The sequence below is a fragment of the Flavobacterium arabinosi genome, assembly GCF_048158725.1.
In the GTDB taxonomy this organism is placed as follows: domain Bacteria; phylum Bacteroidota; class Bacteroidia; order Flavobacteriales; family Flavobacteriaceae; genus Flavobacterium; species Flavobacterium arabinosi.
In genome coordinates, this window is sequence record NZ_JBLNKX010000010.1 from 64,655 (window position 1) to 90,436 (window position 25,782).

The following is a 25,782-nucleotide window of genomic DNA, read 5'->3' on the forward strand; positions in this document are numbered from 1 at the left end:
TTTTATTTTAAGCTTCATCATCAGAATCTTCGTCTTCGGCATCATCTTCAGAATCTTCGTCCTCTTCAGACTCATCCTCATCATCTTCTTCCTCTGCTCCCTCGTCTTCAAGTACTTCTAAAACTGGTTTTACTCTTTCGATTGTTTCAGTTTCGATGATATTCCCTTCTTCATCAACAACAACTTCTGCTACATCATCTTTCATTACTTTTGTAACTGCTGCAATAGAATCGTTTCCTTTAATGTTGATCAACTTCACTCCTTGCGTAGCACGTCCCATAACCCTTAAATCTTCGACAGCCATTCTGATAGTCAATCCAGATTTGTTGATAATCATTAAATCATCAGCATCAGTAACTGCATTTATCGAAATCAGCTTACCTGTTTTCTCGGTAATATTTAAGGTTTTAACTCCTTTACCACCACGGTTTGTAATTCTGTATTCGTCAAGACTAGAACGTTTTCCGTATCCATTTTCGGCAACAACTAAAATTTCGCTGCTCATATCATTAACAGTAACCATGCCAATCACTTCATCAGTATCATCTTTAAGGGTGATTCCTCGAACTCCAGAAGCTGTTCTTCCCATTGGACGGGTTTTAGTTTCTTCAAAACGAACTAATTTACCAGATTTCACAGCCAAAATAATTTGACTTTCTCCATTGGTTAATTTTGCTTCCAATAATTCATCACCTTCTTTGATAGTAATTGCAGCAACACCATTAACTCTAGGCTTAGAATATTTCTCTAAAGATGTTTTCTTAACCTGACCTTTTTTAGTCACCATAATCAAATTATGACTTTTGATGTATTCCTGGTCTTTTAAATCTTGGGTACAAATAAATGCTTTTACTTTATCGTCACTTTCAATATTTACCAAGTTTTGGATTGCTCTACCTTTAGCAGTTTTACTTCCTTCCGGTATTTCATAAACACGCATCCAGAAACATTTCCCTTTTTGCGTAAAGAACATCATATATTGGTGATTCGTTGCCACAAACATGTGTTCTAAGAAATCTTGATCTCTTGTTCCAGCACTTTTTTGACCAACTCCTCCTCTATTCTGAGTTTTGTATTCCGTAAGATTAGTACGTTTAATATAACCTGCATGAGAAATTGTAATTACCACATTTTCATCGGCAATTAAATCCTCAATACTTACATCTCCACCAGAATATTCAATTATAGAACGACGCTCATCTCCATATTTATCACGAATTTCAGTCAATTCTTCTTTAATCAAAGCAATTCTCAAGTTTACGTCGGCTAATAAAGCTTTCAAATGCTCTATTAACTTCATAATTTCATCGTATTCCGTTCTTAACTTATCTTGTTCCAGACCTGTTAATTGACGCAAACGCATTTCAACAATGGCACGAGATTGAATATCTGATAAATTGAATCTTTCAATTAATTTCTCTCTTGCCTCTTCGGTACTTTTTGAAGCTTTGATTAAAGCAATTACTTCATCAATATTATCCGAAGCGATAATCAAACCTTCTAAAATATGCGCTCTAGCTTCCGCTTTTTTCAATTCAAATTGCGTTCTACGAGTCACCACATCATGACGGTGTTCGATAAAATAATGAATCAGATCTTTCAGATTCAACATTTGCGGACGCCCTTTTACAATTGCAATATTGTTTACACTAAACGAAGATTGTAATTGTGTAAACTTATAAAGTGTGTTCAAAACCACGTTTGGTGTAGCATCACGTTTTAAAATATAAACGATACGCATCCCGTTTCTATCCGATTCATCACGGATATTAGCAATTCCATCTATTTTTTTATCATTTACTAAGTCGGCGGTACGTTTAATCATATCCGCTTTATTCACTTGGTATGGAATTTCGGTAACGATAATGCACTCTCTTCCGTCAACTTCTTCAAAGCCTACTTTAGCACGCATTACAATACGTCCTCTTCCAGTTTTAAATGCTTCACGAACGCCTTCATACCCATATATGATACCACCAGTAGGAAAATCTGGGGCTTTAATATGCGTCATCAGCTCGTCAATCTCAATATCATTATTGTCCATGAAAGCCAATGTACCGTTGATTACCTCTGTTAAGTTGTGAGGTGGCATATTTGTCGCCATACCTACTGCGATTCCTGTTGCCCCATTTATTAATAAGGTAGGAACACGAGTTGGCATAACTGTTGGCTCTTCTAGTGTGTCATCAAAATTCAATTTAAAATCTACCGTTTCTTTATCGATATCCGCCAAAATTTCTTCCGAAATCTTACGCATTCTAGCCTCCGTATAACGCATCGCTGCAGGACTATCGCCATCTACAGAACCAAAATTACCCTGACCGTCAATCAATAAATAACGCATACTCCATTCTTGTGCCATACGAACCATGGCATCATAAACAGAGGTATCACCGTGTGGGTGATACTTTCCAAGAACTTCCCCGACAATTCTTGCGGACTTTTTATGGGCAGATCTGGAGTTAACCCCTAAATCATGCATTCCAAATAATACTCTTCGATGTACTGGTTTCAAGCCATCTCTAACATCTGGAAGTGCTCTGGATACAATTACGGACATCGAATAATCGATGTAAGCAGTTTTCATTTCATCTTCAATGTTAATAGGAATTAACTTTTCTCCTTCAGACATAAGTTGTTATATTAAAAAATTATATTAGTTTCAAAACGTGCCAATATACGGCTTTTTGAAATTTTTGAACCTATTTTAACGTTCTTATTTCAATGATTTATTAACAAATTAATCTTCACTTTTAGTTAATAAATTAAGGGAAATTTAACTTTAATATTATTATTATTTTTGTCTATTAGCTGACAGTACTTGTTAAGGGAACGATTTTTGTTTTTCAATTACTAATTCACTAAATTTACTATATCAAATATATATTATGGATGATAATTTTTCACCAAGAGTAAAAGATGTTATTACCTACAGCAAAGAAGAAGCTTTGCGATTGGGTCATGACTTTATAGGAACTGAACACTTGATGCTGGGTATTTTAAGAGATGGAAATGGGAAAGCAATACAAATATTGAATAACTTATCTGTCGATTTAGATCATTTACGCAGAAAGGTAGAAATCCTAAGCCCCGCAAGTCCAAGCGTAGAAGTTAATATTGAAAAGAAAAATTTACACTTGACACGCCAGGCAGAACGAGCGTTGAAAACCACTTTTCTTGAAGCAAAAGTATTTCATAGTTCGTCCATTAGTACAGCACATTTATTGTTATGTATTTTAAGAAATGAAAACGATCCAACAACCAAGCTATTGAATAAACTTAAAATTGATTATGACGTAGCTAAAGAACAATATTTAAATATGACTCCAAGCGAAGAAGAATTTTTAGAAAACTTGCCAAGAAACGAATCGTATAATGACGATTCAGGACAAGATGACAGTCTTAAGGAAGGCAATTTTAACAATCCTGCCAATAAATCAAACAAAAAATCTAAAACACCTGTTTTAGATAATTTTGGAAGGGATTTAACTGAAATGGCCGAAGAAGGAAAGTTAGATCCTGTTGTAGGACGTGAAAAAGAAATTGAACGTGTTTCTCAAATTTTGAGCCGTCGCAAAAAGAACAATCCACTACTTATAGGGGAACCTGGGGTGGGAAAATCAGCTATTGCTGAAGGATTAGCGTTGCGAATTATTCAAAAGAAAGTATCACGAATCCTTTTCAACAAACGCGTTGTAACATTAGATTTGGCGAGCCTTGTCGCTGGGACAAAATACCGTGGACAGTTCGAAGAGCGCATGAAAGCAGTTATGAACGAATTAGAAAAGAATGATGACATTATTCTTTTTATAGATGAAATCCATACAATTGTTGGAGCTGGTGGCGCAACGGGTTCATTAGATGCTTCTAATATGTTCAAACCTGCATTAGCAAGGGGCGAAATTCAATGTATTGGTGCTACAACACTAGATGAATACCGTCAATATATTGAGAAAGATGGTGCACTGGAAAGACGTTTTCAAAAAATAATTGTGGAACCAACATCTGTTGCGGAAACGATCACAATTTTGAATAATATCAAAAACAAATACGAAGACCATCACAATGTTACTTATTCTCAAGAAGCAATTGAAGCTTGTGTGAAATTAACGGACAGATATATGTCCGAACGTTTCTTGCCAGACAAGGCTATTGATGCATTAGATGAAGCAGGTTCAAGAGTTCACATAACCAATATTGAAGTTCCAAAACAGATTTTGGATCTGGAACGTCAATTAGAAGATGTTCGAGAATTGAAAAATGTTGTTGTTAAAAAACAAAAATACGAAGAGGCTGCCAAGCTTCGTGATGACGAAAAAAAGATCGAAAAAGATTTAGCAATTGCTCAGGAACAATGGGAAGAAGACGCTAAAAACAATCGAATTGAAGTTACCGAAGACAATGTAGCTGATGTGGTTTCCATGATGACTGGAATCCCGGTAAATCGTATCGCTCAAACTGAAAGCAACAAACTAGCTAAACTACCAGAACTTATCGAAGGAAAAGTTATTGGACAAAGAGAAGCGGTAATGAAAATTTCTCGTTCTATCCAAAGAAATCGTGCCGGATTAAAAGATCCGAACCGACCAATTGGTTCCTTTATTTTCTTGGGACAAACTGGTGTTGGTAAAACTCAATTGGCAAAAGTTTTGGCAAAAGAATTATTCGATTCAGAAGATGCGTTGATTCGTATTGACATGAGCGAATACATGGAAAAATTTGCAATCTCCCGTTTAGTTGGTGCGCCTCCGGGATACGTAGGCTACGAAGAAGGTGGACAATTAACCGAGAAAGTAAGAAGAAAACCATATTGTGTTGTCTTATTAGATGAGATCGAAAAAGCGCATCCTGATGTTTTCAACATGTTATTACAAGTTCTTGACGATGGCTATTTAACGGATAGTTTAGGTCGAAAAATTGATTTCAAAAACACTATAATTATCATGACTTCAAATGTTGGAGCCAGACAATTAAAAGATTTTGGTCAAGGAGTTGGTTTTGGTACCGCTGCTAAAGTGGCTCAAGCCGATGATAATTCGAAAAGTATCATTGAAAATGCATTGAAAAAAACTTTTGCCCCTGAATTCCTAAATAGAATTGATGACGTAATTGTGTTCAATGCTTTAGAAAAACATGATATTGATTTGATTATCGAAATCGAATTGAAAAAATTATATGCTCGTGTTGCAGAATTAGGTTACCAATTAAATCTTTCTGATAAAGCCAAAGCTTTTATCGCTGAAAAAGGATTTGATAGACAATTTGGTGCAAGACCATTAAAAAGAGCTATTCAAAAATACGTTGAAGATGCACTTGCTGAAGAAATTATTACTTCAAAAATTGCATCAGGAGACGAAATTTTCATGGATATTGAAGACGGAGCACAAGAACTGACCGTACAAGTTCATAAAGCTGGCGAACCAACGAATCCATAAATTCTTCTGGAATTGCACAAAATAAACCCGTTACGTTTTTATAACATAGCGGGTTTATTCTTTATACAAATTCAACATTTTTTGAAAACAAATATTTACATTTGGTTTTTAAAAAATAGGTTAAATAAAATCAATTTATGTCTCAAAACAAAGTTATCCTAGGTAGCGAAGAATGGTGTTCATTTCCTGAATTAGGAATTCCAACGATTAAAGCACGTGTTGATTCAGGCGCAAAAACATCCGCTTTACACGCTATAAACATTGCCCCTTTTATAAAGAATGAAGCAAACTGGGTAAAGTTTGATATCAATCCGATTCAAAACAATCTAAAAACGGTGATTCATTGCGAGGCACCTTTAGTGGATAAACGTTTTGTAAAAAGTTCCAGCGGATTTAGAGAACAACGGTATGTTATCCAAACCAACTTGAAAATTGGTGATTCGATGTGGCCTATTGAAATGACATTAACCAATAGAGATTCCATGGGTTTTAGAATGCTTTTAGGTCGGGAAGCAATGAGCGGAAGGGTTCTTGTAGACCCGGAACAGAAATATCTTTTAGGACAGCCTACCTCAGATAGTTTAAAAGAACTCTATAAAAATTCCGAAAAAGCAAGTTCTGGTTTACGAATTGGTCTTTTAGCCAGCAACCCCGAATTATACAGTAACAAGCGTATTATGGAGGCGGGTGAAATGCGTGGCCACGAAATGCATTTTTTGAACATTAAAGAATGTTATATGAAGCTGGATGCAAAAAACCCAGAAATTCATTATCGCGGAGGGAAAATATTAAATCAATTTGACGCCGTTATCCCTAGAATTAGACCTAGCATCACCTTTTATGGCTGTGCTTTAACGAGACAGTTTGAAGCCTTGAATGTGTTTTGTTTAAATTCTTCTAATGCAATTACCCAATCACGCGATAAATTATATTCCTTACAATTACTCTTACACAGTGGAATTGATATACCTACAACAGGATTTGCAAATTCACCTTTGGACACGGATGATTTAATAAAAATGGTTGGAGGCTCTCCTTTAATTGTTAAATTACTTGAAGGAACGCAAGGGAAAGGTGTTGTATTAGCTGAAACAAAAAAAGCAGCAGAAAGTGTGATTAACGCCTTTAAAAGCTTAAATGCCAATATATTAGTTCAGGAATTTATCAAAGAAGCCAATGGTAAAGACATTCGTTGTTTTGTAATTGACGGAAAAGTAGTAGCTGCTATTCAACGGGAAGCAATGCCAGGCGAATTTAGAGCTAACATACATCTTGGAGGAACAGCTTCAGTCATAAAAGTGACAGCTGAAGAAAAACGTATTGCCATAAAAGCTGCAAAAGCAATGGATTTGAAAGTAGCCGGTGTTGATATTATTCGTTCTTCAAAAGGACCATTATTATTAGAAGTAAATTCATCGCCAGGGCTAGAAGGAATTGAAGGAGCTACTAATAAAGATATTGCGGGCGAAATGATAAAAGCTATTGAGAAAAATTTTAAACTGAAATAGTTTTAAGAGGTTCAGTCGTAGTAGCAGTTTACAGTCTGCTATGTAACTGAAAACTGAGACTGAAAACTGAAAAACTAAAAACAATGAATCCATATCTAGATATTATCATTCGCAGTGCCGCTGTTTATTTCTTTATGGTTATTGCTTTGCGGTTTTTTGGAAAAAAAGAATTATCCCAACTCAATACTGCCGATGTCATTTTAATATTATTGATAAGCAACTCTGTTCAAAACGCAATGGTTGGGAATAACACGTCACTTTATGGTGGTATGGCTGCGGCAACAGTACTTTTTACTATTAATTTTATCTTGAAGAAATTGATGTTCAGATACCCCAAGTTTAGTGATTTTATGCAGGAAAAACCGGAGATTTTAATTCACGATGGAAATCTGGATTTTAAAGCATTAAGTAAATTAAACATTTCTTCTGATGAATTAAAAGAAGCGATGCGCGAACATGGAATCGAGTATTTTAAAGACGTAAAACTAGCTATGCTTGAGATTGATGGTAATATTAGTATTATATCTGGCGATAAAACCTTAAAACAAACACATTTCAAAAGAAAACGCATTCATAAACATTTGGGCAGCATAAACTAAATATAAACCAACTCAAAAATATTTTTATAGTGTTATAAATAACTTAGCAGCTACCGTCTCAGTTTGAGTATAAAACCTCCTTAAAATAAATCAAAAACTCATGATATTAGACGTTGAAGAAACATTAATTATTGGAGAGGAAACCTTTATTGAAAGCTTTTCTATTCAAAATTCATTTGCAGTAGCCTTTGAGGATGATTTAAGAACTGGATATTTTTATGCACTTGAAAATCAAAAAGAAATTATAATTCTTGACGCACTACATATTTATGATGTTGAAAATATATCTGATAAAAATAAGCCAAGTATAATACAGATTGCATGGAATAATGAAGGTGACATCGCTGCATTTTTAATAAATGATTATTGTCATGCAATTTTTGACTTTAAAAATAAAGCTGGTTACTGTAGAAATGGTTTTCCTGATAGTAAGGGCTGGGCAATTGATTTTAACAGGAATCTTACAGATGATTTAATAACAAAACTATTAGGTTAACCATAACGGCAGCCTCTAACAAATGTAGTTTCGCAAGATTGTGGCTATTGTTGAATTATCGTTTTAATTCGTATTTTCGTTTAGCAGAAAATATCCTGCTGCAAATTCCCCAAGCTCGCCTAACCGCGAAACGATAAGAACAAAAGTATTAACACTGAAATAATTATGCTTGATTCATTCAAAACATACTTTCAATCCAAAACCAATCTGACGGACGAACAATTTCGTTCGATTACGGGTACATTACAATCCAAAAAAGTAGAAAAAGGAACTGTCCTACTCCATCAGGGTGATATTTGCCACCATTCTTTTTTTGTATCCAAAGGATTGTTGCGTTCCTATACCATTGACGAAACTGGCAAGGAACACATCATTCAATTTGCACCGGAGAATTGGATTATTTCGGACAGAAGCAGTTCTTATTTTAACGAACCTTCCGAATTATTTATTGATGCTATTGAAGAAACGGAAATTGTTTTAATTGATAAAAATTTCATCGATGCCGCAGCTGAAATTAGTATTTCTTTCCGACAACAGGACAATATTGCTTTGCACAATCACATTCGCCAACTTCAAAAACGTGTTAACCTCTTACTGGGAGCAACAGCTGAACAGCGTTATTTGGATTTTATAACTATTTATCCGAGTCTTACTTTACGTATTCCACAATGGATGATTGCCTCTTATTTAGGAATTACACCTGAAACCCTAAGTAGAGTTCGCAAAGAATTAGCCAAAAGAAATTTCAAACCCTATTAATTTCTTTTCAAATTCATCTGTTTACAAATTCATTTCTTATCCTATATCAATGCATCTGGTTTTAATCTATAGTAAATTTGTACTATAATTTAAATAAAATAAAGAAATGAAAACTAAAAATATTGAATTAGTATTGGCTCCACCTACACCACACATGGTAGGTGACGGATTTAGAGTGCATAATTTTATTCCGAGTGGTCATAATTTAGACATGAAAAGAATGAGTCCGTTTATTATGATGGATTACAATTCTAAATTTTATTTTCCGCCAACGGATCAACCCAGAGGCGTAAGTGTACATCCACATAGAGGTTTTGAAACCGTTACTGTTGCCTATAAGGGAAAAGTAGCGCATCACGATAGTTCAGGAAATAGCGGTGTCATTGGCGAAGGTGATGTACAATGGATGACTGCAGCTTCAGGAATTTTACATAAAGAATACCACGAAGAAGAGTTCAGTAAAAATGGTGGTGATTTTCAAATGGTGCAACTCTGGGTCAACCTTCCTGCAAAGGATAAAATGTCAACACCAAAATACCAAGGAATTACCAATGACCAGATCAACAAATTCGAACTTTCTGAAAATGGCGGCGTGATTGAAGTTATAGCGGGACAATACGAAAATGTAAAAGGTACTGCTTCGACTTTCACTCCAGTTCATTTACTAAATGCCAAATTGAATAAAGGAGCAAAAGCATCCTTCAATTTCCCTGCAAATTACAACACTGGTTTATTAGTAATTGAAGGAAGCATAAAAGTTAATGATGCTGAAAATGTCCCAACCAACCATTTTACATTGTTTCAAAACGACGGAGAAACATTTACCATTGAAGCAACTGAAAATACAATTGTTTTAATCTTAAGTGGTGAACCTATCAATGAACCAATTGCCGCACACGGCCCGTTTGTGATGAACACCCAAGCCGAAATTATGCAAGCATTCAACGATGTGAATATGGGAAAATTCGGTTATTTGGAAGAATAATTTCCTTATTTTTATAGTTTAAAACATAAAAAATGTCAAATATCAAATTAATAATAGAAGAACGTCCGAGCAATATTGGAAACTTTATGGTTGGGCGATTGCTTCCCTTTCGAGAAAAAAGAATGGTTGGGCCATTTGCATTCATCGATCATATGGGACCAACCTGCATGAGCGATTATGAAAATTTAGATGTTCCGCCGCATCCACATATAGGGCTTTCGACTTTGACTTATTTGTTTGAAGGGAGCATTATGCACAAAGACAGCTTGGGAACAGAAATGGAAATCAAACCCGGGCAAATCAATTGGATGACGGCAGGAAAAGGGATTGTCCATTCCGAACGAACACCTGAGTATTTGCGTAGTTCTAATAAAATGCTACATGGACTTCAAATTTGGGTGGCTTTACCCAAAGAATTGGAAGAAATGGAACCTTCATTTTTCCACGTACCCGAAAATGAAATTCCAGAATGGAAAGCAGATAATATTGCTTTCAAACTTATAGCCGGAGAAATACTCGGTAAAAAATCACCTGTTCCAGTTTACAGTCCGCTTTATCTTCTGGAACTAAAAAGTACCACGCGTCAAACGGTTACTATTGGCAAAGACTTATTTGGCGAAAGCGCTTTATACATATTAGAAGGTAGTATCGAAAGTGAAGGCAATACTTTCGGACCAAAGCAAATTTTGATTGCCAAAGACAGCAAACTCTGCACCTTTGATATTGCAGAAAACACAACTATTTATATTTTTGGAGGAGAACCTTTTCCCGAAGAGCGGATTATTTATTGGAATTTTGTCGCTTCAACCAAAGAACTGATTGAAAAAGCAAAAGAAAAATGGTTGGCACAGACTTTTGATAAAGTTCCAGGCGAAAGCGAATTTGTTCCACTTCCAGAGCAAAATAAAAAATAGCAATTATGATTAAAATAAAAGCGCACATTGGCACAGAACTTTATAAAACAGAAATTGAATCCGCCAATAATAAAATTATTTCAGATGAGCCTGAAAGTGCAGGAGGAAAAGATTTAGGCTTTGCTCCAAAGGAATTACTGGCTTCCTCATTAGCAGCTTGTACCTGCATCACTTTACGCATGTATGCGAACCGAAAAGCATGGGATTTAACAGATGTAAAAGTTGAAGTCACTTTTGAAAAAGATGCAACGGAAAATAAGTCCAAAATAATGCGCAACATTCAATTATTTGGAAATTTAGACGAAGCACAAAAAGCACGATTATTAAACATTGCCGATAGATGCCCAATGCACCAAATACTAACTAATCCTATCGAAATTACAACCGAATTAAATTAAAAATTATGATAATTGAACAAATAAACGAAATTAAAAAAGGTTATTTTAGAGCATCAGACAACGAAATAGAAGCAGGAAGAATGACCTATACTTGGGCTGGTACAGATAAATTCATTATTGACCATACCGAAGTAAATGATGAATTTGCAGGCCAAAGCGTGGGCAAAAAACTGGTAATGGAAGCAGTACAATATGCAAGGTTGAATAATTTTAAAATCTTGCCTTTGTGTCCTTTCGCAAAAAGCGTATTTGACAAAACGGAAGAAATTCAAGATCTTTTATTTTAAAAAATAAAAACTTAAAAGGCATAAAAAAACCATTCGCAGTTACGAATGGTTTTTTATATATCTAAAATGAATTATAAAAATAAACTAAGAAAGTAGTAAACTAATGACGCTAAAATAGCTGAAATAGGAATAGTCAATACCCAAGCCCAAACTAAACTTACTGTCACACCCCAACGAACTGCTGAAATACGTTTCGTTAAACCAACACCAATTATAGAACCCGTAATAGTATGTGTAGTACTTACCGGAATTTTTAAATGTTCTGTAAAATATAAGGTTAAAGCTCCTGCAGTTTCGGCAGCAACACCTTCAAAAGAAGTTACTTTTGTTATTTTAGAACCCATTGTTTTTACAATTTTCCAACCACCGCTTAAGGTTCCCGCTGCAATAGCAGAATAACAAGCTAAAGGAATCCATGCCGGCATAACGCCTTTTATTTTTAAATCATCATTGGGAAGTATTACCTGTAACCAGTCTGGCAAACTTATTTGTGCAACTCCACTTGTATGTATGTAAACAGCAACTGCCGCAGCGATAATACCCATTACTTTTTGAGAATCATTTCCTCCATGTCCTAAACTAAAAGCTGCAGAAGATAGTAATTGCATTTTTTTTAACGAAGCAGTAGCTTGATGTAAGTTTAAACTACTAAACACCAAACAAAAACAACTAACCGATAAAACGATAAAGGCAACCAAAAACCATTTTATGTTATGGGCCTCAAAAGCAACACTCCAAAAATGAGAATCGAAACGCGGTTTTTCGATAGCATCATAATATAACATTTGACTTTCTACAAACCAAATTGTTAAAACCATTAATGCAACTGTAAATAGTTTTGGAAAAATACTTTTTTTAGAAGCATTCAAAAGCCAAATAGAGATTAAGTAAGAGATTAAAGCACCCAATAATGGAGCCAATACAATAAAAGCAATAATAATCAGTACTCCTGAAGGCATTCCGCCGTCTTTTCCTGCTTTATACCAACTTACTATATTGTACCAATGTTGGGTTGTCCCATCTACCATATAACCTGAAAAGCCATGAACTGCTATGGCATGTGCGATAGCCGCTCCAGCAAAACCTCCAATTAAAGTATGAGATGAACTGGAAGGAATTCCTTGCCACCAAGTCAATAGATTCCAGATAATTGCTGCTATAACCCCAGCGAGAATAACCACGAGGTTAATTTCCATGGTATGGGCCGTTTTTGCAACAGTATCTGCTACTCCAAAACCGAAAACCCAATAGGCCAGAAAGTTAAAGAAAGCAGCCCAAAGCACTGCTTGAAAGGGAGTCAAAACTTTTGTTGCCACAACTGTAGCAATAGCATTGGCAGCATCATGAAAACCATTGATATAATCAAAGATTAGAGCCAAAACTATAATAACTATAAGTAGAGTAAATTCCATAAATATATTTCAGTCTAAACTGATCGAATTAAGAATGTTTTACAGAAATAGATTCTAAAACACTTGCTACACTTTTACATTTGTCTGTAGCTGATTCCAAAACAGATAAGACCTCTTTATATTTAATAATGTTTTTTGCATCGGTTTCATTTTCAAATATTTCGAATACTGCTTTATTATAAACAGTATCGGATTTATTTTCCAACTTGCTGATTCGTGCGCAAGCATCCGTAATATTCTTGATTTTTTTGAAATTCCTTAATTCTTTTACCGCTACATCAATATTTTGGCACGCTTCAAGATTTATTTCTGTCAATTTTCTGATCGATTTTGTAATCTTATCCACCTGATACAATCTCATTCTACTGGCAGCACCGTGAAGATTATCAGCAACATTATCAATTGAAGTAATCAAGGAGTGAATGTCTTCTCTATCAAAAGGAGTGATAAAGTTTCTGCTCAATTCCAAATTTGTCTGACGTGTAATATCTTCTCCTTTTTGCTCCAAAGCATCAATTTTTTGAAAAAGAACTTCTCTTTCTTTCAAAGGAAGATTTACTGCTTCGTGTAAGTTTGAAGCTAATTCAATTAAATTACTGGATGCTTCTTCAAAAAGAGGAAAGAATTTTTTGTCTTTTGGAACTAAAAACTGGAAAATACTATTTATTGACATTTTATTGGATTTTTGAACTGCAAAATTAGCTCATTATTTTAAGATAACGTTAAGCTATCGTTAACAAATCATCTTCTATTTGAAAACTATTCAGAAAAGAAACCGTTTTTTCAATATCGTAATGCAAAATTCGGTCTTCTTTTACCAAAGGAACTTCCTCACGATACGCATTTAAAAACATTTCGATAAAATCACTCGATTGCAGCGGTCTCCTATATTCTATGGCTTGCGAGGCATTCATCAATTCTATCGCTAAAATTCGTTCCAGATTATCCATAACACGTAACGCTTTTGTAGCACCATTTGCCCCCATACTTACGTGGTCTTCCTGTCCGTTACTGGACACGATGCTATCAATACTGGCAGGGGTTGCCAGTTGCTTGTTTTGGCTTGCAATACTGGCAGCGGTATATTGCGGAATCATCAAACCAGAGTTTAAACCTGGATTATCCACTAAAAATGCAGGAAGATTTCGCAAACCTGATATCAATTGATACGTTCTGCGCTCCGAAATACTTCCTAATTCAGCTAAAGCAATTGCCATAAAATCCAAAGCCAAAGCCAATGGTTGTCCATGAAAATTACCTCCAGAAATGATTTGGTCACTTTCTATAAATATATTAGGATTATCCGTCACCGAATTAATCTCCGTTTTGAACACTCTTTTCACATAATCAAAAGCATCTTTTGAAGCACCGTGGACTTGTGGCATACATCTAAAAGAATACGGATCTTGAACATGCGTTTTTTCTTGCTCAATGATTTCGCTTCCTTCCAGAAAACCTTTTATACGATTAGCCGTTACAATTTGTCCTTTGTGAGGGCGAATAAAATGAATTAATTCATGAAAAGGTTCGATTCTGCCATCAAATCCTTCAAGAGAAATAGTTCCTATCAAATCAGCCAAATAAGAAAACTTATTCGCTTTCATCAAAATATGTGCGCCATAAGCACTCATGAATTGAGTACCATTCAATAAAGCTAAACCTTCTTTGGACTGTAAAACAATCGGTTCCCAATTAAAACGCTTCAAAACTTCACTGGAATGCACTTTTTTACCTTCAAAATTCACATCACCTTCACCCAATAATGGTAATGATAAATGTGCCAATGGAGCTAAATCACCAGAAGCACCAAGAGAACCTTGTGTATAAATTACAGGTAAAATATCATTATTATAAAATGCAATCAAACGCTCCACTGTTTGCAATTGAATTCCGGAATGACCATAACTCAAGGATTGAATTTTAAGCAACAACATCAATTTGACAACTTCATTCGGAACTTCCTCACCTGTTCCGCAAGAATGCGATTTCACTAGATTTTCTTGCAATTTCGATAAGTTTTCATTCGAAATTTTCACATTACAAAGGGAACCAAAACCAGTATTAATTCCATAGATAGGTGCGGAATGCGTGGCCATTTTTTTATCCAAATAATCCCTGCATTTCTGGATATTTATTTTTGCCTCGTCAGATAATGCTATTGTTTTTTGATGCGCGATAATCTCGTTTAAAACCTCTAATGAAAGTACTTCAGTGCTTATATAATGTGTGTTTTCCATCCCAATTGTATTTAAGTGCCCAAAATTGAATAAATCAATATTAAAAAGCAACATTTTTTAATAATAATTTAAAATTTATACCCTAAAAAAACCAAATAATAGATTTCATGCAAATTATCCTATATTTAAGGTTATTAAAATTCTTAGTTTAGAATACCGATTGGATTTATACTATGAACTAATTTATTGGCATAAAATTAAAGAAATTCAGATCGTATTGAATACAAATAGGAATGAATTTAGAATTTAAGTTTAATCAAAAGCGAGCCGCAACAACTCAACAGCGTTATAAAATCGCGACAATTATAAGAATCGCATCAACGAAAAGGTTATTTATTGAAAAATATTTATTTTTAATCCAAATGCGATTGAATTTTTAAAATATTCGCAAAAACTGAATTTAATGTTTTGGTTTTTATAAAAAACTGTACTTTTGGGGTATCAAAATGGTAAACAACAGATCAACATATCAATCTTCGATAACAACTCAAAACTGGGTTGCAATTTCTGTTACATTTACTGCTACAACAACTACAACTACCCCTTAGGGGTATTCATTTTACATATAATCCTATTTATTATACTTTTTCCTGAAAGGAGAAAGATTTTGGATGTATAAAAAACATTGCATTTTTAAAATAAAACATATACAATGAAAGTATTAAAATTTGGCGGAACTTCGGTTGCCAATGCACAAAATATAAAACTGGTACTAGATATCGTCATCAATAAAGCAAAAGAAGAAAAATTAGTAGTAGTGGTTTCTGCTTTTAGTAAAGTTACTGACATGCTTCAGCTTGCTTCCCAAAAAGCGGCTGCCGGAGATGAAAGTTTCAAAGATATTCTTGCCGAAATAGAGAAAAAACATTTAGATGCCTTAAAAGAATTTATTCCTGTAAGCGAACAAAGCAGCCTGTTAAGCCATATAAAAAGAATTATCAATCATCTTGAAACGTTATTGGACGGTTGTTTTCTTTTGGGGGAATTATCCGCAAGAACTTCTGACACCATTTTAAGTTTTGGTGAATTATTGTCTTCTTACATCATTTCTGAAGCATTAAAACAAAATTTAATAAACAGCGGTTATAAAGACAGCCGCGAAGTAATAAAAACGGATCATCATTTCGGAAAAGCTATCGTAAATTTTGAAGTTTCAAATCAACTAATTGCTGATTTCTTTGCTTCGAATGAGAATCAAATAGTTGTAATGCCCGGATTTATTGCCGCATCACTTGATGGTATCAACACTACTTTAGGTCGTGGTGGTTCCGATTATACTGCCGCAATTATAGCTGGAGCAGTGAATGCATCTGATTTGGAAATTTGGACCGACGTAAATGGAATGTTTACTGCTAATCCAAAAATTGTAAAACAAGCACAACCTATCGCCTTCATTTCCTATCAGGAAGCGATGGAGTTATCGCATTTTGGTGCCAAAGTTCTATATCCTCCAACGATTCAACCGGTATTGAGAAAGAATATTCCAATTCATATCAAAAATACTTTTGAACCAGAAGCCGAAGGAACTTATATTTCAAATCAAGAAATGGTTCACACTAATCCTGTAAAAGGAATTAGCCATATCGATAATATTACTTTGATTACACTTGAAGGACCAGGAATGATTGGTGTTACAGGTTCATCTAAAAGGCTTTTTGAAGTATTATCGCATGAAAGCATCAATGTAATTTTTATTACTCAAGCCTCATCAGAGCATTCTATTTGTATTGGAATTTTAAATTCGGATGCTGATATTGCTGAAGAAGCCATCAATAAAGCTTTTGAAATTGAGATTTTACAAAACAAAATTGATCCCTGTATCGTTGAAAAAAACCTATGCATAATAGCTTTGGTTGGCGAAAACATGAAAAATCACCAAGGTTTGAGCGGACGAATGTTTAGCACTTTGGGTAAAAATAACGTAAACATCAGAGCGATTGCTCAAGGTGCTTCCGAAAGAAATATCTCGGCGGTTATCAACGAAAGAGATGTAAAGAAAGCATTGAACACGTTGCACGAAAACTTTTTTGAAGAAAACACCAAACAATTAAACCTGTTTGTAATGGGTGTTGGAAATGTAGGAGAGAAATTCATCGAACAAATTCACCAACAAAAAAAATTCTTAAAAGACAACCTGAAAATAAACTTACGTGTTATCGCTTTGTCAAATTCACGAAAAATGTATTTTGATGAGGACGGAATCTCTTTAAAAGAATGGCAATTTCTACTAGAAACTGGAGAACCTGCTGACAAAGAAAAGTTCATTTCGAATGTAAAAGAACTCAATTTACGCAACAGTATTTTTGTTGATATTACTGCAAATGAAAGCGTATCAAAAACCTACGAACAATATTTAAAACGCAATATTGCCGTTGTAACTTGTAATAAAATTGCCTGTGCTTCTGAGTACGACAATTATAAAAAACTAAAAAAACTATCCAGACAATTCAATGCTCCTTTTCTATTTGAAACCAACGTTGGAGCTGGATTACCAATTATTGATACCGTAAAAAACTTGATTGCCTCAGGTGATAAAGTAAATAAAATTCAGGCTGTTTTATCAGGAAGTTTGAACTTTATTTTTAATAATTTTGATGAAAATAATACTTTTCATGATGTTGTTAAAGAAGCTGGCGTACAAGGATTTACAGAACCGGACCCTAAGATTGATTTAAGCGGAATTGATGTTGCCAGAAAGATATTAATCCTGATTAGAGAAAGTGGTTATAAAATGGAAATTGACGAGATTGCGAATGAATCTTTTATGCCTGCTGAATGTCTCGAAACAACTTCAAATGAAGCGTTTTTTGAATCTTTATTGAAACACGCCTCTCATTTTGAAACTATTTATAAGGAAGCGTTGAGCAAAGAATCTCGTTTGAAATATGTAGCGCAATTCGAAAATGGAAAAGCAAATGTTGGGTTGCGATTCATTCCTAAAGATCACCCTTTTTACAATCTGGAAGGAAAAGACAATATCGTATTGTTTTTCACGGATCGTTATGTGGACCAACCTTTATTGATAAAAGGTGCCGGTGCCGGAGCTGCAGTTACAGCTTCAGGAATATTTGCGGATGTAATTAGAATTGGAAACATATAAATTTAGTTTCAAGTTTAAGGTTTCAAGTTAAGAAGTTATTAGAACACTTCCTTTTTACCTGAAACTTTAAACTTTAAACATGAAACAATTAACTATGAATGAAATAAAAATATTTTGCCCCGCCACAATCGCCAATCTATCCTGTGGATTTGATGTCCTTGGTCTTTGTTTAGAAACTGCCGGTGACGAAATGATTATTCGAAAATCAGACATAAAAGGGATTCGTATCACTAAAATTGTGGGTGCCGACTTGCCTTTGGAAACTGAAAAAAATGTTGCTGGAGTATCTGCTTTGGCGATGTTGGAAGCCATTGAAACGGAATTTGGATTTGAGATCGAAATCTACAAACACATCAAAGCCGGAAGCGGAATTGGCAGTAGTGCCGCAAGTTCAGCCGGTGCTGTTTTTGGCATCAATGAATTATTGGGGCGTCCATTTACCCGAAAAGAACTGGTTTTATTCGCTATGCAAGGCGAAAAATTAGCCAGTGGAAATGCCCATGCCGATAACGTTGCTCCTGCCCTTTTGGGTGGCTTTACGTTGGTAAGAAGTTCAAATCCTTTGGACATTATCAAAATAGAAAGTCCTTCTGAATTATACGCCACTGTGGTTCATCCTCAAATTGAGTTGAAAACATCTGATGCGCGTTCCGTATTAAAACAAACTGTTTCCTTGAAAAGTGCTATTACACAATGGGGAAATGTGGGCGGATTAGTAGCCGGATTGTACACCAAAGATTACGATTTAATCGGACGTTCGTTGCATGATGAAATCGTCGAACCGTTGCGAAGTGTCTTGATTCCGGGATTTGATTTAATCAAAAAAACAGCTTACGAAAACGGAGCTTTAGGTTCCGGAATATCAGGTTCAGGTCCTTCTATTTTTGCTTTAAGCAAAGGAAAGGAAACCGCTGATAAAATCGCCAAAGCCATGAGCGCCGTATACGATGCCATGAATTTACCGTATGAAATTCACGTTTCTAAAGTGAATGATGAAGGAATGAAAATAATAGCCCCCTAACCCCCTGAAGGGGGAATAAAAAAATAGTGATTTTAAAATTACAATAACACATACTGAATCCAGTTTCGTCTCTCTTCCCTTTGGGGACGGTTGGGATGGGGATTCTAAAATTAGTATACATAATGAAATATTACAGTTTAAACCATAACGCACCAAAAGTTTCTTTTCAAGAAGCCGTAATACAAGGATTAGCAACTGATAAAGGGTTGTATTTTCCGGAAACAATTACCCCATTAACACCTGCTTTTTTTGAAACTATCGAAAATTTAAGCAATGAAGAAATTGCTTTTGAAGCGATTCAACAATTTGTGGGTGACGAAATCCCGGAAGCCACTTTAAAACAAATCATTGCCGAAACGTTGTGCTTTGATTTCCCTGTGGTTGAAGTGGAAAAAGGCATTTATTCCCTTGAATTGTTTCATGGTCCAACGATGGCTTTCAAGGACGTAGGCGCGCGTTTCATGTCACGTTGTTTGGGTTATTTCAATAAAGACAACAAAGACAGTAAAAACACTGTTCTTGTCGCGACTTCTGGTGATACCGGTGGTGCTGTAGCCAGTGGTTTTCTTGGCGTAACCGGTGTGGAAGTGATTATCCTGTATCCATCCGGAAAAGTGAGCGATATTCAGGAACGACAATTGACAACTTTAGGACAGAATATTAAAGCGCTTGAAGTTGATGGTGTTTTTGATGATTGTCAGGATATGGTCAAAAAAGCGTTCTTGGACGAAAGTTTAAAACATAAAAACTTGACTTCGGCGAATTCTATAAATATTGCACGCTGGTTGCCACAAATGTTTTATTTCTTCTTTGCGTATAAAGCATTAAAAAAACAGAATAAACCATTGGTTTTCTCTTGCCCAAGTGGTAATTTTGGAAATATTTGTGCGGGTATCATAGCTAAAAAAATGGGATTGCCTATTGAACATTTTGTAGCTTCCACGAATGTGAATGATACCGTACCACGATTTCTAGAAAACGGAATTTACGATCCAAAACCTTCCAAAGCGACAATTTCGAATGCGATGGATGTGGGGAATCCAAGTAATTTCATCCGAATTCAGGAAATGTACCACAATGATTTAGAGCAATTCAAAAAAGATTTTTCTTCGTTTACATTCTCTGATGTAGAAACGATTGAAGCCATGAAAACCATTTACAATACCGACGGTTACATTGCTGAACCGCACGGAGCAGTTGGATATCTCGGATTGAAAAAAGAATTGCAAAACCACCCAAATGCGATTGGTATTTTCTTAGAAACTGCCCACCCGATTAAATTTTTGGACACGGTAGAACCAACATTAAACGTAAAACTACCAATTCCTACACAAATTGAAAGTGTGTTAGGAAAGGAAAAAGTGAGCGTGAAAATTAAAACGTATGAGGAATTGAAAGCGTTTTTGGCATAAAAATTAAATACACATTTTAAAAATACAAACCGACTGAGAAGTGATTTTCAGTCGGTTTTTTTATGGGAATTAGTTTCTTGTAAGTAAAATCATTAAGTTTGATGAAACAAAAATTGCTTGATTTATGATATAAAGCCAGTCAAATTAAAAGAAAATAATAGCGTATTTAAACAAATAGTCAATAATTTAAAAAAATGGATAAATAATAAGTTAGAAGAAGTCTTCACTCCTAGTCAACCTGCTGAAGCTACCTTTGTCGACAGAATTAACATAAATAAAAGATTACAAAGAGCTTTAAGAACACCAGGAAAACAAATTATCATTTATGGATATTCTGGAGTGGGTAAAACAACTTTGTTATTCAACAAATTAAAACATCACGATATTAAATTCATCAAAACAAGTTGTATCACTGGAATGACTATCCAAGATATAATTATTGATGCTTTTAACCAATTAGATATATTTTATACCAATGAAAAAAATTCTACAGAAACAAATACTGTTGGTGGAGAATTAAATGCTTCATTTTGGCTTTTAAAAGCTGGAATAAAAGCTGAAACTAAAGGAGATACCAAAGTTAGTCATAGGAGAGCTGTTGAACTTCCTATAACACCACAAAATTTAGCAAAATATATTGGCTCAGCTGAATTATGTTGGATAATAGAAGATTTTCATAAAATCGAAGAATCACATAAAACTCAGATGGCTCAAATAATGAAAGTTTTTATGGATTCTTCAAAAGAATATGGAAATCTAAAAATAATTGCATTAGGAGCTGTAAACTCCGCAAGAGAAGTAGTTCAATTTGATCCAGAAATGAGAAGTCGTATTTCAGAAATTGAAGTTCCAATAATGGATGTTGATAATTTAAAAAGAATTATTGAAACTGGTGAAAAACTACTTAATATAGAATTTAGCGAAACAGTAAAAAATAGAATTGCAACTTATTCAAGTGGCCTACCTGCTGTAACACACCAATTATGTTTATTAATGTGTGAACTTAATAATATTCAAGAGACTCAATCAAAAAAAGTAAAAATCCTTTCTACCCAATTTAATGAAGCAATGGAAGAATATTTAGAAGAAAATTCGGATTCTTTTAAATCTGTTTTCGAATATTCTACCAGGGTAATTCATAAAAGAAAAAATGAAAATCCTCTAGATTTATTAAATGCTATCCTTGAGGTAAATAAGGAAAATTTCACTCTATCTGAAGTAAAAGAAGTTATACAAAAATCACATAAAGATTATTTAGGAAATAATTTAAAAAAGTACTTGGATGAATTTTGCGAACCATTTAGATCAGAAATTTTAAGATTTAATGAAAACTATAATACCTATTATTTTTCAAATCCATTCATTAAGGCTTATATTCAATGTGTTCTTAAAAAAGACGAATTCATTATAAATAAAAGCTTTAAATCAGAAAGTTTTCTAAAAGAATTTAAAGTAATATTAAAACAAGAATTCTTAAGTGCCAGACAAGCTTTCATTGAAGATTTTGGTGATGGAGATTTTGGAACATTTGACGATTTATGAATTATTCCCCAGCTAGTGCGAGCGTCCCGCTCTTGAAACTAACAAGAGGAAATAAACCATTATCATTCAAAATTATAATAGGCACGAGCGGGACGCTCTCGCTAGCAAATTAAATTATCAAACAATACTGAAACACAAAAAGAAGATAAAAAACAAAATAAGCTACTGACTTAAAAGAATGTAGCTTTTTTTATACCTTGGCTCTAAATAAAAACCAAACAGAAAAACGATGAACACAACAGAGCAAGCGTCACAACAACAGAAGCAATCCAAGTTCAGTATCAAAAACATTTTTGTTCCTGACTACGAAAACTACGAAGGGGTACGCAGAATTAATATTTATGTGATGCGGTTGTTCTTCGCTTTAATGTTTGTTTTTGTTGCCACAGATTCCTGGACCGTTATTCTTACTCATGAAGGTGCTTGGGATCCTACAAGAGCTGTTGCTTGGTGCACTTGGGCTGCTTACTCAACACTGGCGCTTTTAGGTGTATTCCATACGCTCAGAATGTTACCTATTATGCTTTTTATGATTTTCTATAAAGGACTTTGGCTTATTGTTGTCGCTTATCCTTTGTGGTCAGCGGGTACGCTCAAAGGTTCACCTGCCGAGGAAATGGCCTATATGTTCTCTGGAATTATCATACCAATACTTTTCATGCCTTGGAAATATGTATTCAAAAAATACATTTTATTCGAGACAAAAAAGAAATGATTATAGCATTTCAATATACCTAGTAAAAAACAAAACGGCTGAGAAAATTTCTCAGCCGTTTTGTTTTTATCACAATTTATTAAACTTAAACTTCTGACCGCCAATCGAAGCCTCGTACATGAGTCCGCCTTTCTGCATGGTGAACACCATAACGCCGTTAGTATATTTTACATTTGCTGAGGCACCTTCTGTTACAGCTACTGCTGAAGCTTGTGCGGAAAACTCGAATCGGCTCTGTTTAAAGCGTTCCAATTCCTTTTTTGTCTCAAAAAATATTACCTCTCGATACGCTTGTCCGCCTGCCTGAAATCCTATGCTCAATTGCGATAACTTAGCCATGCCTACCATCTTGCTATGTTCATAGACAACTCCGTTACCAGCCGCTCCTCCTATACCGAGTCCTGCTTTGCCTACATTGGGAAAAATGACATAGCCAGACGCTTTATCAAAAAGTCCTTTCATAAGAGGATCACTTTTAATGAACTCTGTTTTTGCTGTTTTACTGTCGGCAATAATTTTATTTTTTCTAGCGGTCGATTGTCCCAATATAGGAGTTATGTTTAATACACAAGCCATCACTATTACCCAAATAATATTTAAATTTTTCATAATTATAGCTATTAAAATTGTTGTAAACTTTCTTTATTCAAAGGTAAAAAAAAATCCCCATATTAAATATAAAATACTGATTGCCAGTAAAATAAATTCAATTCATCTCTATTTAGCGGACTTTTGAAAAGTAAATGATTTTTGGTTCTTCACCACATTAAAACAGTAACAAGACCTGGTGATGAAATTCTATAATGCAATCCTTTTTTCTACCTTTGAAAAACACAAATCCATAACCCCAGAATAAATATTACGTATGATTACAAAAGCAACTGTAGCAGACGTTTCTGCATTAAATACATTAATCAATTCAGCCTATCGTGGGGAATCCTCTAAAAAAGGATGGACCACGGAAGCCAACCTGTTAGAAGGACTCCGAACCACTGAAGAGGAACTGACTGAAACCATTCAGAACACTAAAAATACCATTCTAAAATTTACAGAGAATGAACAGATTATAGGTTGCGTATTGCTAGTTGAAAAAGAACAGCAATTGTATTTAGGAATGCTGACGGTTTCGCCTGATTTACAAAATAGTGGTGTTGGAAAAAAATTACTGCAAAAGGCTGAAATTCATGCTTCGGAATTGGGTTTGCCCAAAATTGTAATGACCGTGATTTCAGTTCGGGAAGAATTGATAGCTTGGTACAAACGCAATGGTTATGCAGAAACGGGAGCAAAAGAACCTTTTCCGGCAAGTGACGTTCATATTCCAATTGCTAATCAACCTTTGGAGTTCATTGTAATGGAGAAAAAGATTGGATAAGCTTGAAATGATTTTTGAATGAAGAGTAACGTCCCGAAGCGTCGGGATTGATTGCAGATTTCTGAAAATCTTTAATATTACGATGATGTTTAAAAACAAAACGACTGTTATCAATGAAGTAAACTGATAAGCTCTCTCGATTCAAGAATTGCCCGCGTAAGGGATTGCGGCGGCATCCTTTATTTTTTTTCTTTAAAAAAATAAAGATAGAGCCAAAAGCCCGACCCCAAAGCTGCAGGTATGTAAATTGAAACCGGGATTTTCTGCTTTGGGGTTACGCCCAAACAATAGCTAATATAAAAATCCATATCAGGGTTAATCGGTAAAACAAACCGTATTTTTGTAGCGTGAAGAAATCAGTTTCAATTATTGGAGGAGGACCTGCAGCACTTTTGCTCGCTGCATTACTCGATTGCAAGAAATTTACCGTTACCATCTACGAGAAAAACAAAACGCTGGGGAGAAAATTTCTGGTGGCCGGAAAAGGAGGATTTAACCTCACCCATTCGGAACCTGTTGATGAACTCATAGCGCGGTATACGCCATCCCATTTTCTAGAAAAAGCACTCCTTGATTTTGACAATCACGATTTCCGAAATTGGATTGATAGCATTGGCATTCCAACATACATAGGCAGTAGCAAACGCGTCTATCCTGAAAGCGGCATTAAACCTATAACAGTACTCAACGCAATCCTAAAAGTTCTCGATAAACAAGGGGTTGGCATACAATACGAACACAACTGGACGGGTTGGACTAACAACGATACTCTTGTTTTCAATACTGATACAGAAATACAATCTGATTATACCATTTTTGCACTCGGCGGAGGCAGTTGGAAAGTAACCGGTTCTGATGGTACTTGGCTTGATTTATTCAAAACACAAGGTATAGCTGTCGTTCCATTTCAATCTTCTAATTGTGCGTATCGTATTCCCTGGCCGGAAGATTTTATTATGGAACATGAAGGCAGTCCGCTTAAAAATATAGCCATTAGCTGCTTGAATAAAACTCAAAAAGGCGAAGCGGTAATCACGCGTTTCGGTTTAGAAGGCAATGCTATTTATGCGCTCAGTCCACAAATTCGGGAGCAGCTTGAAAGCCAACAAAAGGCCATTATTTTTCTGGACCTAAAACCAGCATTAAGTTATGAGGATTTGCATCAAAAGATCAATAAATCAACCTTAAAAAAGACGAGCGAAAAATTACAAAAAGAGGTTAAATTGAGTCCTGCGCAGATTGGGCTTTTGAAAAAATACCTGTCAAAAGAAACCTACCTGAATCCAGAACTATTGGCACAAAACATCAAAAAACTGCATATCGAAATTACAGGTTCTTCCTTATTGAACGATGCAATATCCACAACTGGAGGTATTCAATTGAATGCCGTGGATAAAAACTTCCAATTGAAAGAGATGAAACATCACTATTGCATTGGTGAAATGTTGGACTGGGACGCACCCACAGGTGGCTATCTCCTTCAAGCTTGCTTTAGCATGGGCATGCATCTTGCGCGCCATCTGAATAGTATTCCTTAATTTTTTTGAAACTTAATTAGCTGAATTCAAAAAAATATTTTTATCAAAG

At 35.0% G+C, this 25,782-nt stretch carries 21 protein-coding genes; 16 read left to right on the forward strand and 5 right to left on the reverse strand.

Annotated features, from left to right (window positions below; translation table 11 throughout):
- Window positions 1–7: 7 nt before the first annotated feature.
- The gene (gene gyrA, locus ACM55K_RS16780) at window positions 8–2,632 is read right to left on the reverse strand and encodes a DNA gyrase subunit A (RefSeq protein WP_416851442.1); all 2,625 of its coding nucleotides are present in this window, start codon (window positions 2,630–2,632) and stop codon (window positions 8–10) included.
- A gap of 256 nt (window positions 2,633–2,888) precedes the next feature.
- Between gyrA and ACM55K_RS16785 the strand changes: the two genes are divergently transcribed.
- From ACM55K_RS16785 to ACM55K_RS16825, 9 genes are all read left to right on the forward strand, one after another.
- Window positions 2,889–5,435, forward strand: a complete 2,547-nt coding sequence (locus tag ACM55K_RS16785) for an ATP-dependent Clp protease ATP-binding subunit (RefSeq protein ID WP_416851443.1) — start codon at window positions 2,889–2,891, stop codon at window positions 5,433–5,435.
- 137 nt (window positions 5,436–5,572) lie between these two features.
- Window positions 5,573–6,943 carry a 30S ribosomal protein S6--L-glutamate ligase gene (rimK, locus tag ACM55K_RS16790; protein ID WP_416851445.1) on the forward strand — a complete coding sequence of 457 codons (1,371 nt, stop codon included), beginning with the start codon at window positions 5,573–5,575 and terminating at the stop codon, window positions 6,941–6,943.
- Window positions 6,944–7,026: 83 nt separating this feature from the next.
- Window positions 7,027–7,542, forward strand: a complete 516-nt coding sequence (locus ACM55K_RS16795; protein ID WP_416851447.1) for a DUF421 domain-containing protein — start codon at window positions 7,027–7,029, stop codon at window positions 7,540–7,542.
- Between the two features lie 100 nt (window positions 7,543–7,642).
- Window positions 7,643–8,038, forward strand: a complete 396-nt coding sequence (locus ACM55K_RS16800) for a DUF2251 domain-containing protein (RefSeq protein WP_416851448.1) — start codon at window positions 7,643–7,645, stop codon at window positions 8,036–8,038.
- Window positions 8,039–8,200: 162 nt separating this feature from the next.
- Window positions 8,201–8,797, forward strand: coding sequence for a Crp/Fnr family transcriptional regulator (locus ACM55K_RS16805; protein WP_416851497.1), 597 nt, complete (start codon window positions 8,201–8,203; stop codon window positions 8,795–8,797).
- 106 nt (window positions 8,798–8,903) lie between these two features.
- Window positions 8,904–9,782 (forward strand): pirin family protein, encoded by an 879-nt coding sequence (locus ACM55K_RS16810; RefSeq protein WP_416851449.1) that lies wholly within the window; start codon window positions 8,904–8,906, stop codon window positions 9,780–9,782.
- Between the two features lie 32 nt (window positions 9,783–9,814).
- A complete protein-coding gene (locus ACM55K_RS16815) occupies window positions 9,815–10,696 on the forward strand; it encodes a pirin family protein (RefSeq protein ID WP_416851451.1) in 882 nt (293 codons plus the stop codon).
- Between the two features lie 5 nt (window positions 10,697–10,701).
- Entirely contained in the window at window positions 10,702–11,094 is a 393-nt protein-coding gene (locus ACM55K_RS16820; RefSeq protein WP_416851452.1) for an OsmC family protein, read from the forward strand.
- A 5-nt stretch (window positions 11,095–11,099) separates the two neighbouring features.
- Window positions 11,100–11,381: a GNAT family N-acetyltransferase gene (locus tag ACM55K_RS16825; protein WP_416851454.1), complete on the forward strand. Its 282-nt coding sequence runs from the start codon at window positions 11,100–11,102 to the stop codon at window positions 11,379–11,381.
- A 71-nt stretch (window positions 11,382–11,452) separates the two neighbouring features.
- On the opposite strand, the gene ACM55K_RS16830 is transcribed toward ACM55K_RS16825, so the two are convergent.
- Genes ACM55K_RS16830 through hutH form a run of 3 tightly spaced genes read right to left on the reverse strand, consistent with a single transcriptional unit; the run spans window position 11,453 to window position 15,030 of the window.
- On the reverse strand, window positions 11,453–12,793 hold the full coding sequence (locus ACM55K_RS16830; RefSeq protein ID WP_416851455.1) for an inorganic phosphate transporter: 1,341 nt from the start codon (window positions 12,791–12,793) through the stop codon (window positions 11,453–11,455).
- A gap of 28 nt (window positions 12,794–12,821) precedes the next feature.
- Window positions 12,822–13,466: a DUF47 domain-containing protein gene (locus tag ACM55K_RS16835; RefSeq protein ID WP_416851456.1), complete on the reverse strand. Its 645-nt coding sequence runs from the start codon at window positions 13,464–13,466 to the stop codon at window positions 12,822–12,824.
- Between the two features lie 49 nt (window positions 13,467–13,515).
- On the reverse strand, window positions 13,516–15,030 hold the full coding sequence (gene hutH, locus ACM55K_RS16840; RefSeq protein WP_416851458.1) for a histidine ammonia-lyase: 1,515 nt from the start codon (window positions 15,028–15,030) through the stop codon (window positions 13,516–13,518).
- A 652-nt stretch (window positions 15,031–15,682) separates the two neighbouring features.
- On the opposite strand from hutH, the gene thrA reads away from it, so the two are divergent.
- The 5 genes from thrA (at window position 15,683) to ACM55K_RS16865 (ending at window position 22,820) form a co-directional block, all read left to right on the forward strand.
- Entirely contained in the window at window positions 15,683–18,130 is a 2,448-nt protein-coding gene (gene thrA / locus ACM55K_RS16845) for a bifunctional aspartate kinase/homoserine dehydrogenase I (RefSeq protein ID WP_416851459.1), read from the forward strand.
- 94 nt (window positions 18,131–18,224) lie between these two features.
- Window positions 18,225–19,151, forward strand: a complete 927-nt coding sequence (locus ACM55K_RS16850) for a homoserine kinase (RefSeq protein WP_416851498.1) — start codon at window positions 18,225–18,227, stop codon at window positions 19,149–19,151.
- A gap of 122 nt (window positions 19,152–19,273) precedes the next feature.
- Window positions 19,274–20,563, forward strand: a complete 1,290-nt coding sequence (thrC, locus tag ACM55K_RS16855; protein ID WP_416851460.1) for a threonine synthase — start codon at window positions 19,274–19,276, stop codon at window positions 20,561–20,563.
- A 117-nt stretch (window positions 20,564–20,680) separates the two neighbouring features.
- Complete coding sequence (locus ACM55K_RS16860; protein ID WP_416851461.1) at window positions 20,681–22,105, forward strand: P-loop NTPase family protein; 1,425 nt, start codon at window positions 20,681–20,683, stop codon at window positions 22,103–22,105.
- Between the two features lie 229 nt (window positions 22,106–22,334).
- Entirely contained in the window at window positions 22,335–22,820 is a 486-nt protein-coding gene (locus ACM55K_RS16865) for a hypothetical protein (protein ID WP_416851462.1), read from the forward strand.
- Window positions 22,821–22,889: 69 nt separating this feature from the next.
- Here the strand turns inward: ACM55K_RS16865 and ACM55K_RS16870 are convergent, their stop codons facing one another.
- Window positions 22,890–23,429 carry a lipid-binding SYLF domain-containing protein gene (locus ACM55K_RS16870; protein ID WP_416851463.1) on the reverse strand — a complete coding sequence of 180 codons (540 nt, stop codon included), beginning with the start codon at window positions 23,427–23,429 and terminating at the stop codon, window positions 22,890–22,892.
- A 256-nt stretch (window positions 23,430–23,685) separates the two neighbouring features.
- On the opposite strand from ACM55K_RS16870, the gene ACM55K_RS16875 reads away from it, so the two are divergent.
- Window positions 23,686–24,195 (forward strand): GNAT family N-acetyltransferase, encoded by a 510-nt coding sequence (locus tag ACM55K_RS16875; RefSeq protein WP_416851464.1) that lies wholly within the window; start codon window positions 23,686–23,688, stop codon window positions 24,193–24,195.
- Between the two features lie 347 nt (window positions 24,196–24,542).
- Window positions 24,543–25,733, forward strand: a complete 1,191-nt coding sequence (locus ACM55K_RS16880; protein ID WP_416851466.1) for a BaiN/RdsA family NAD(P)/FAD-dependent oxidoreductase — start codon at window positions 24,543–24,545, stop codon at window positions 25,731–25,733.
- The last annotated feature ends 49 nt before the right edge of the window (window positions 25,734–25,782 follow it).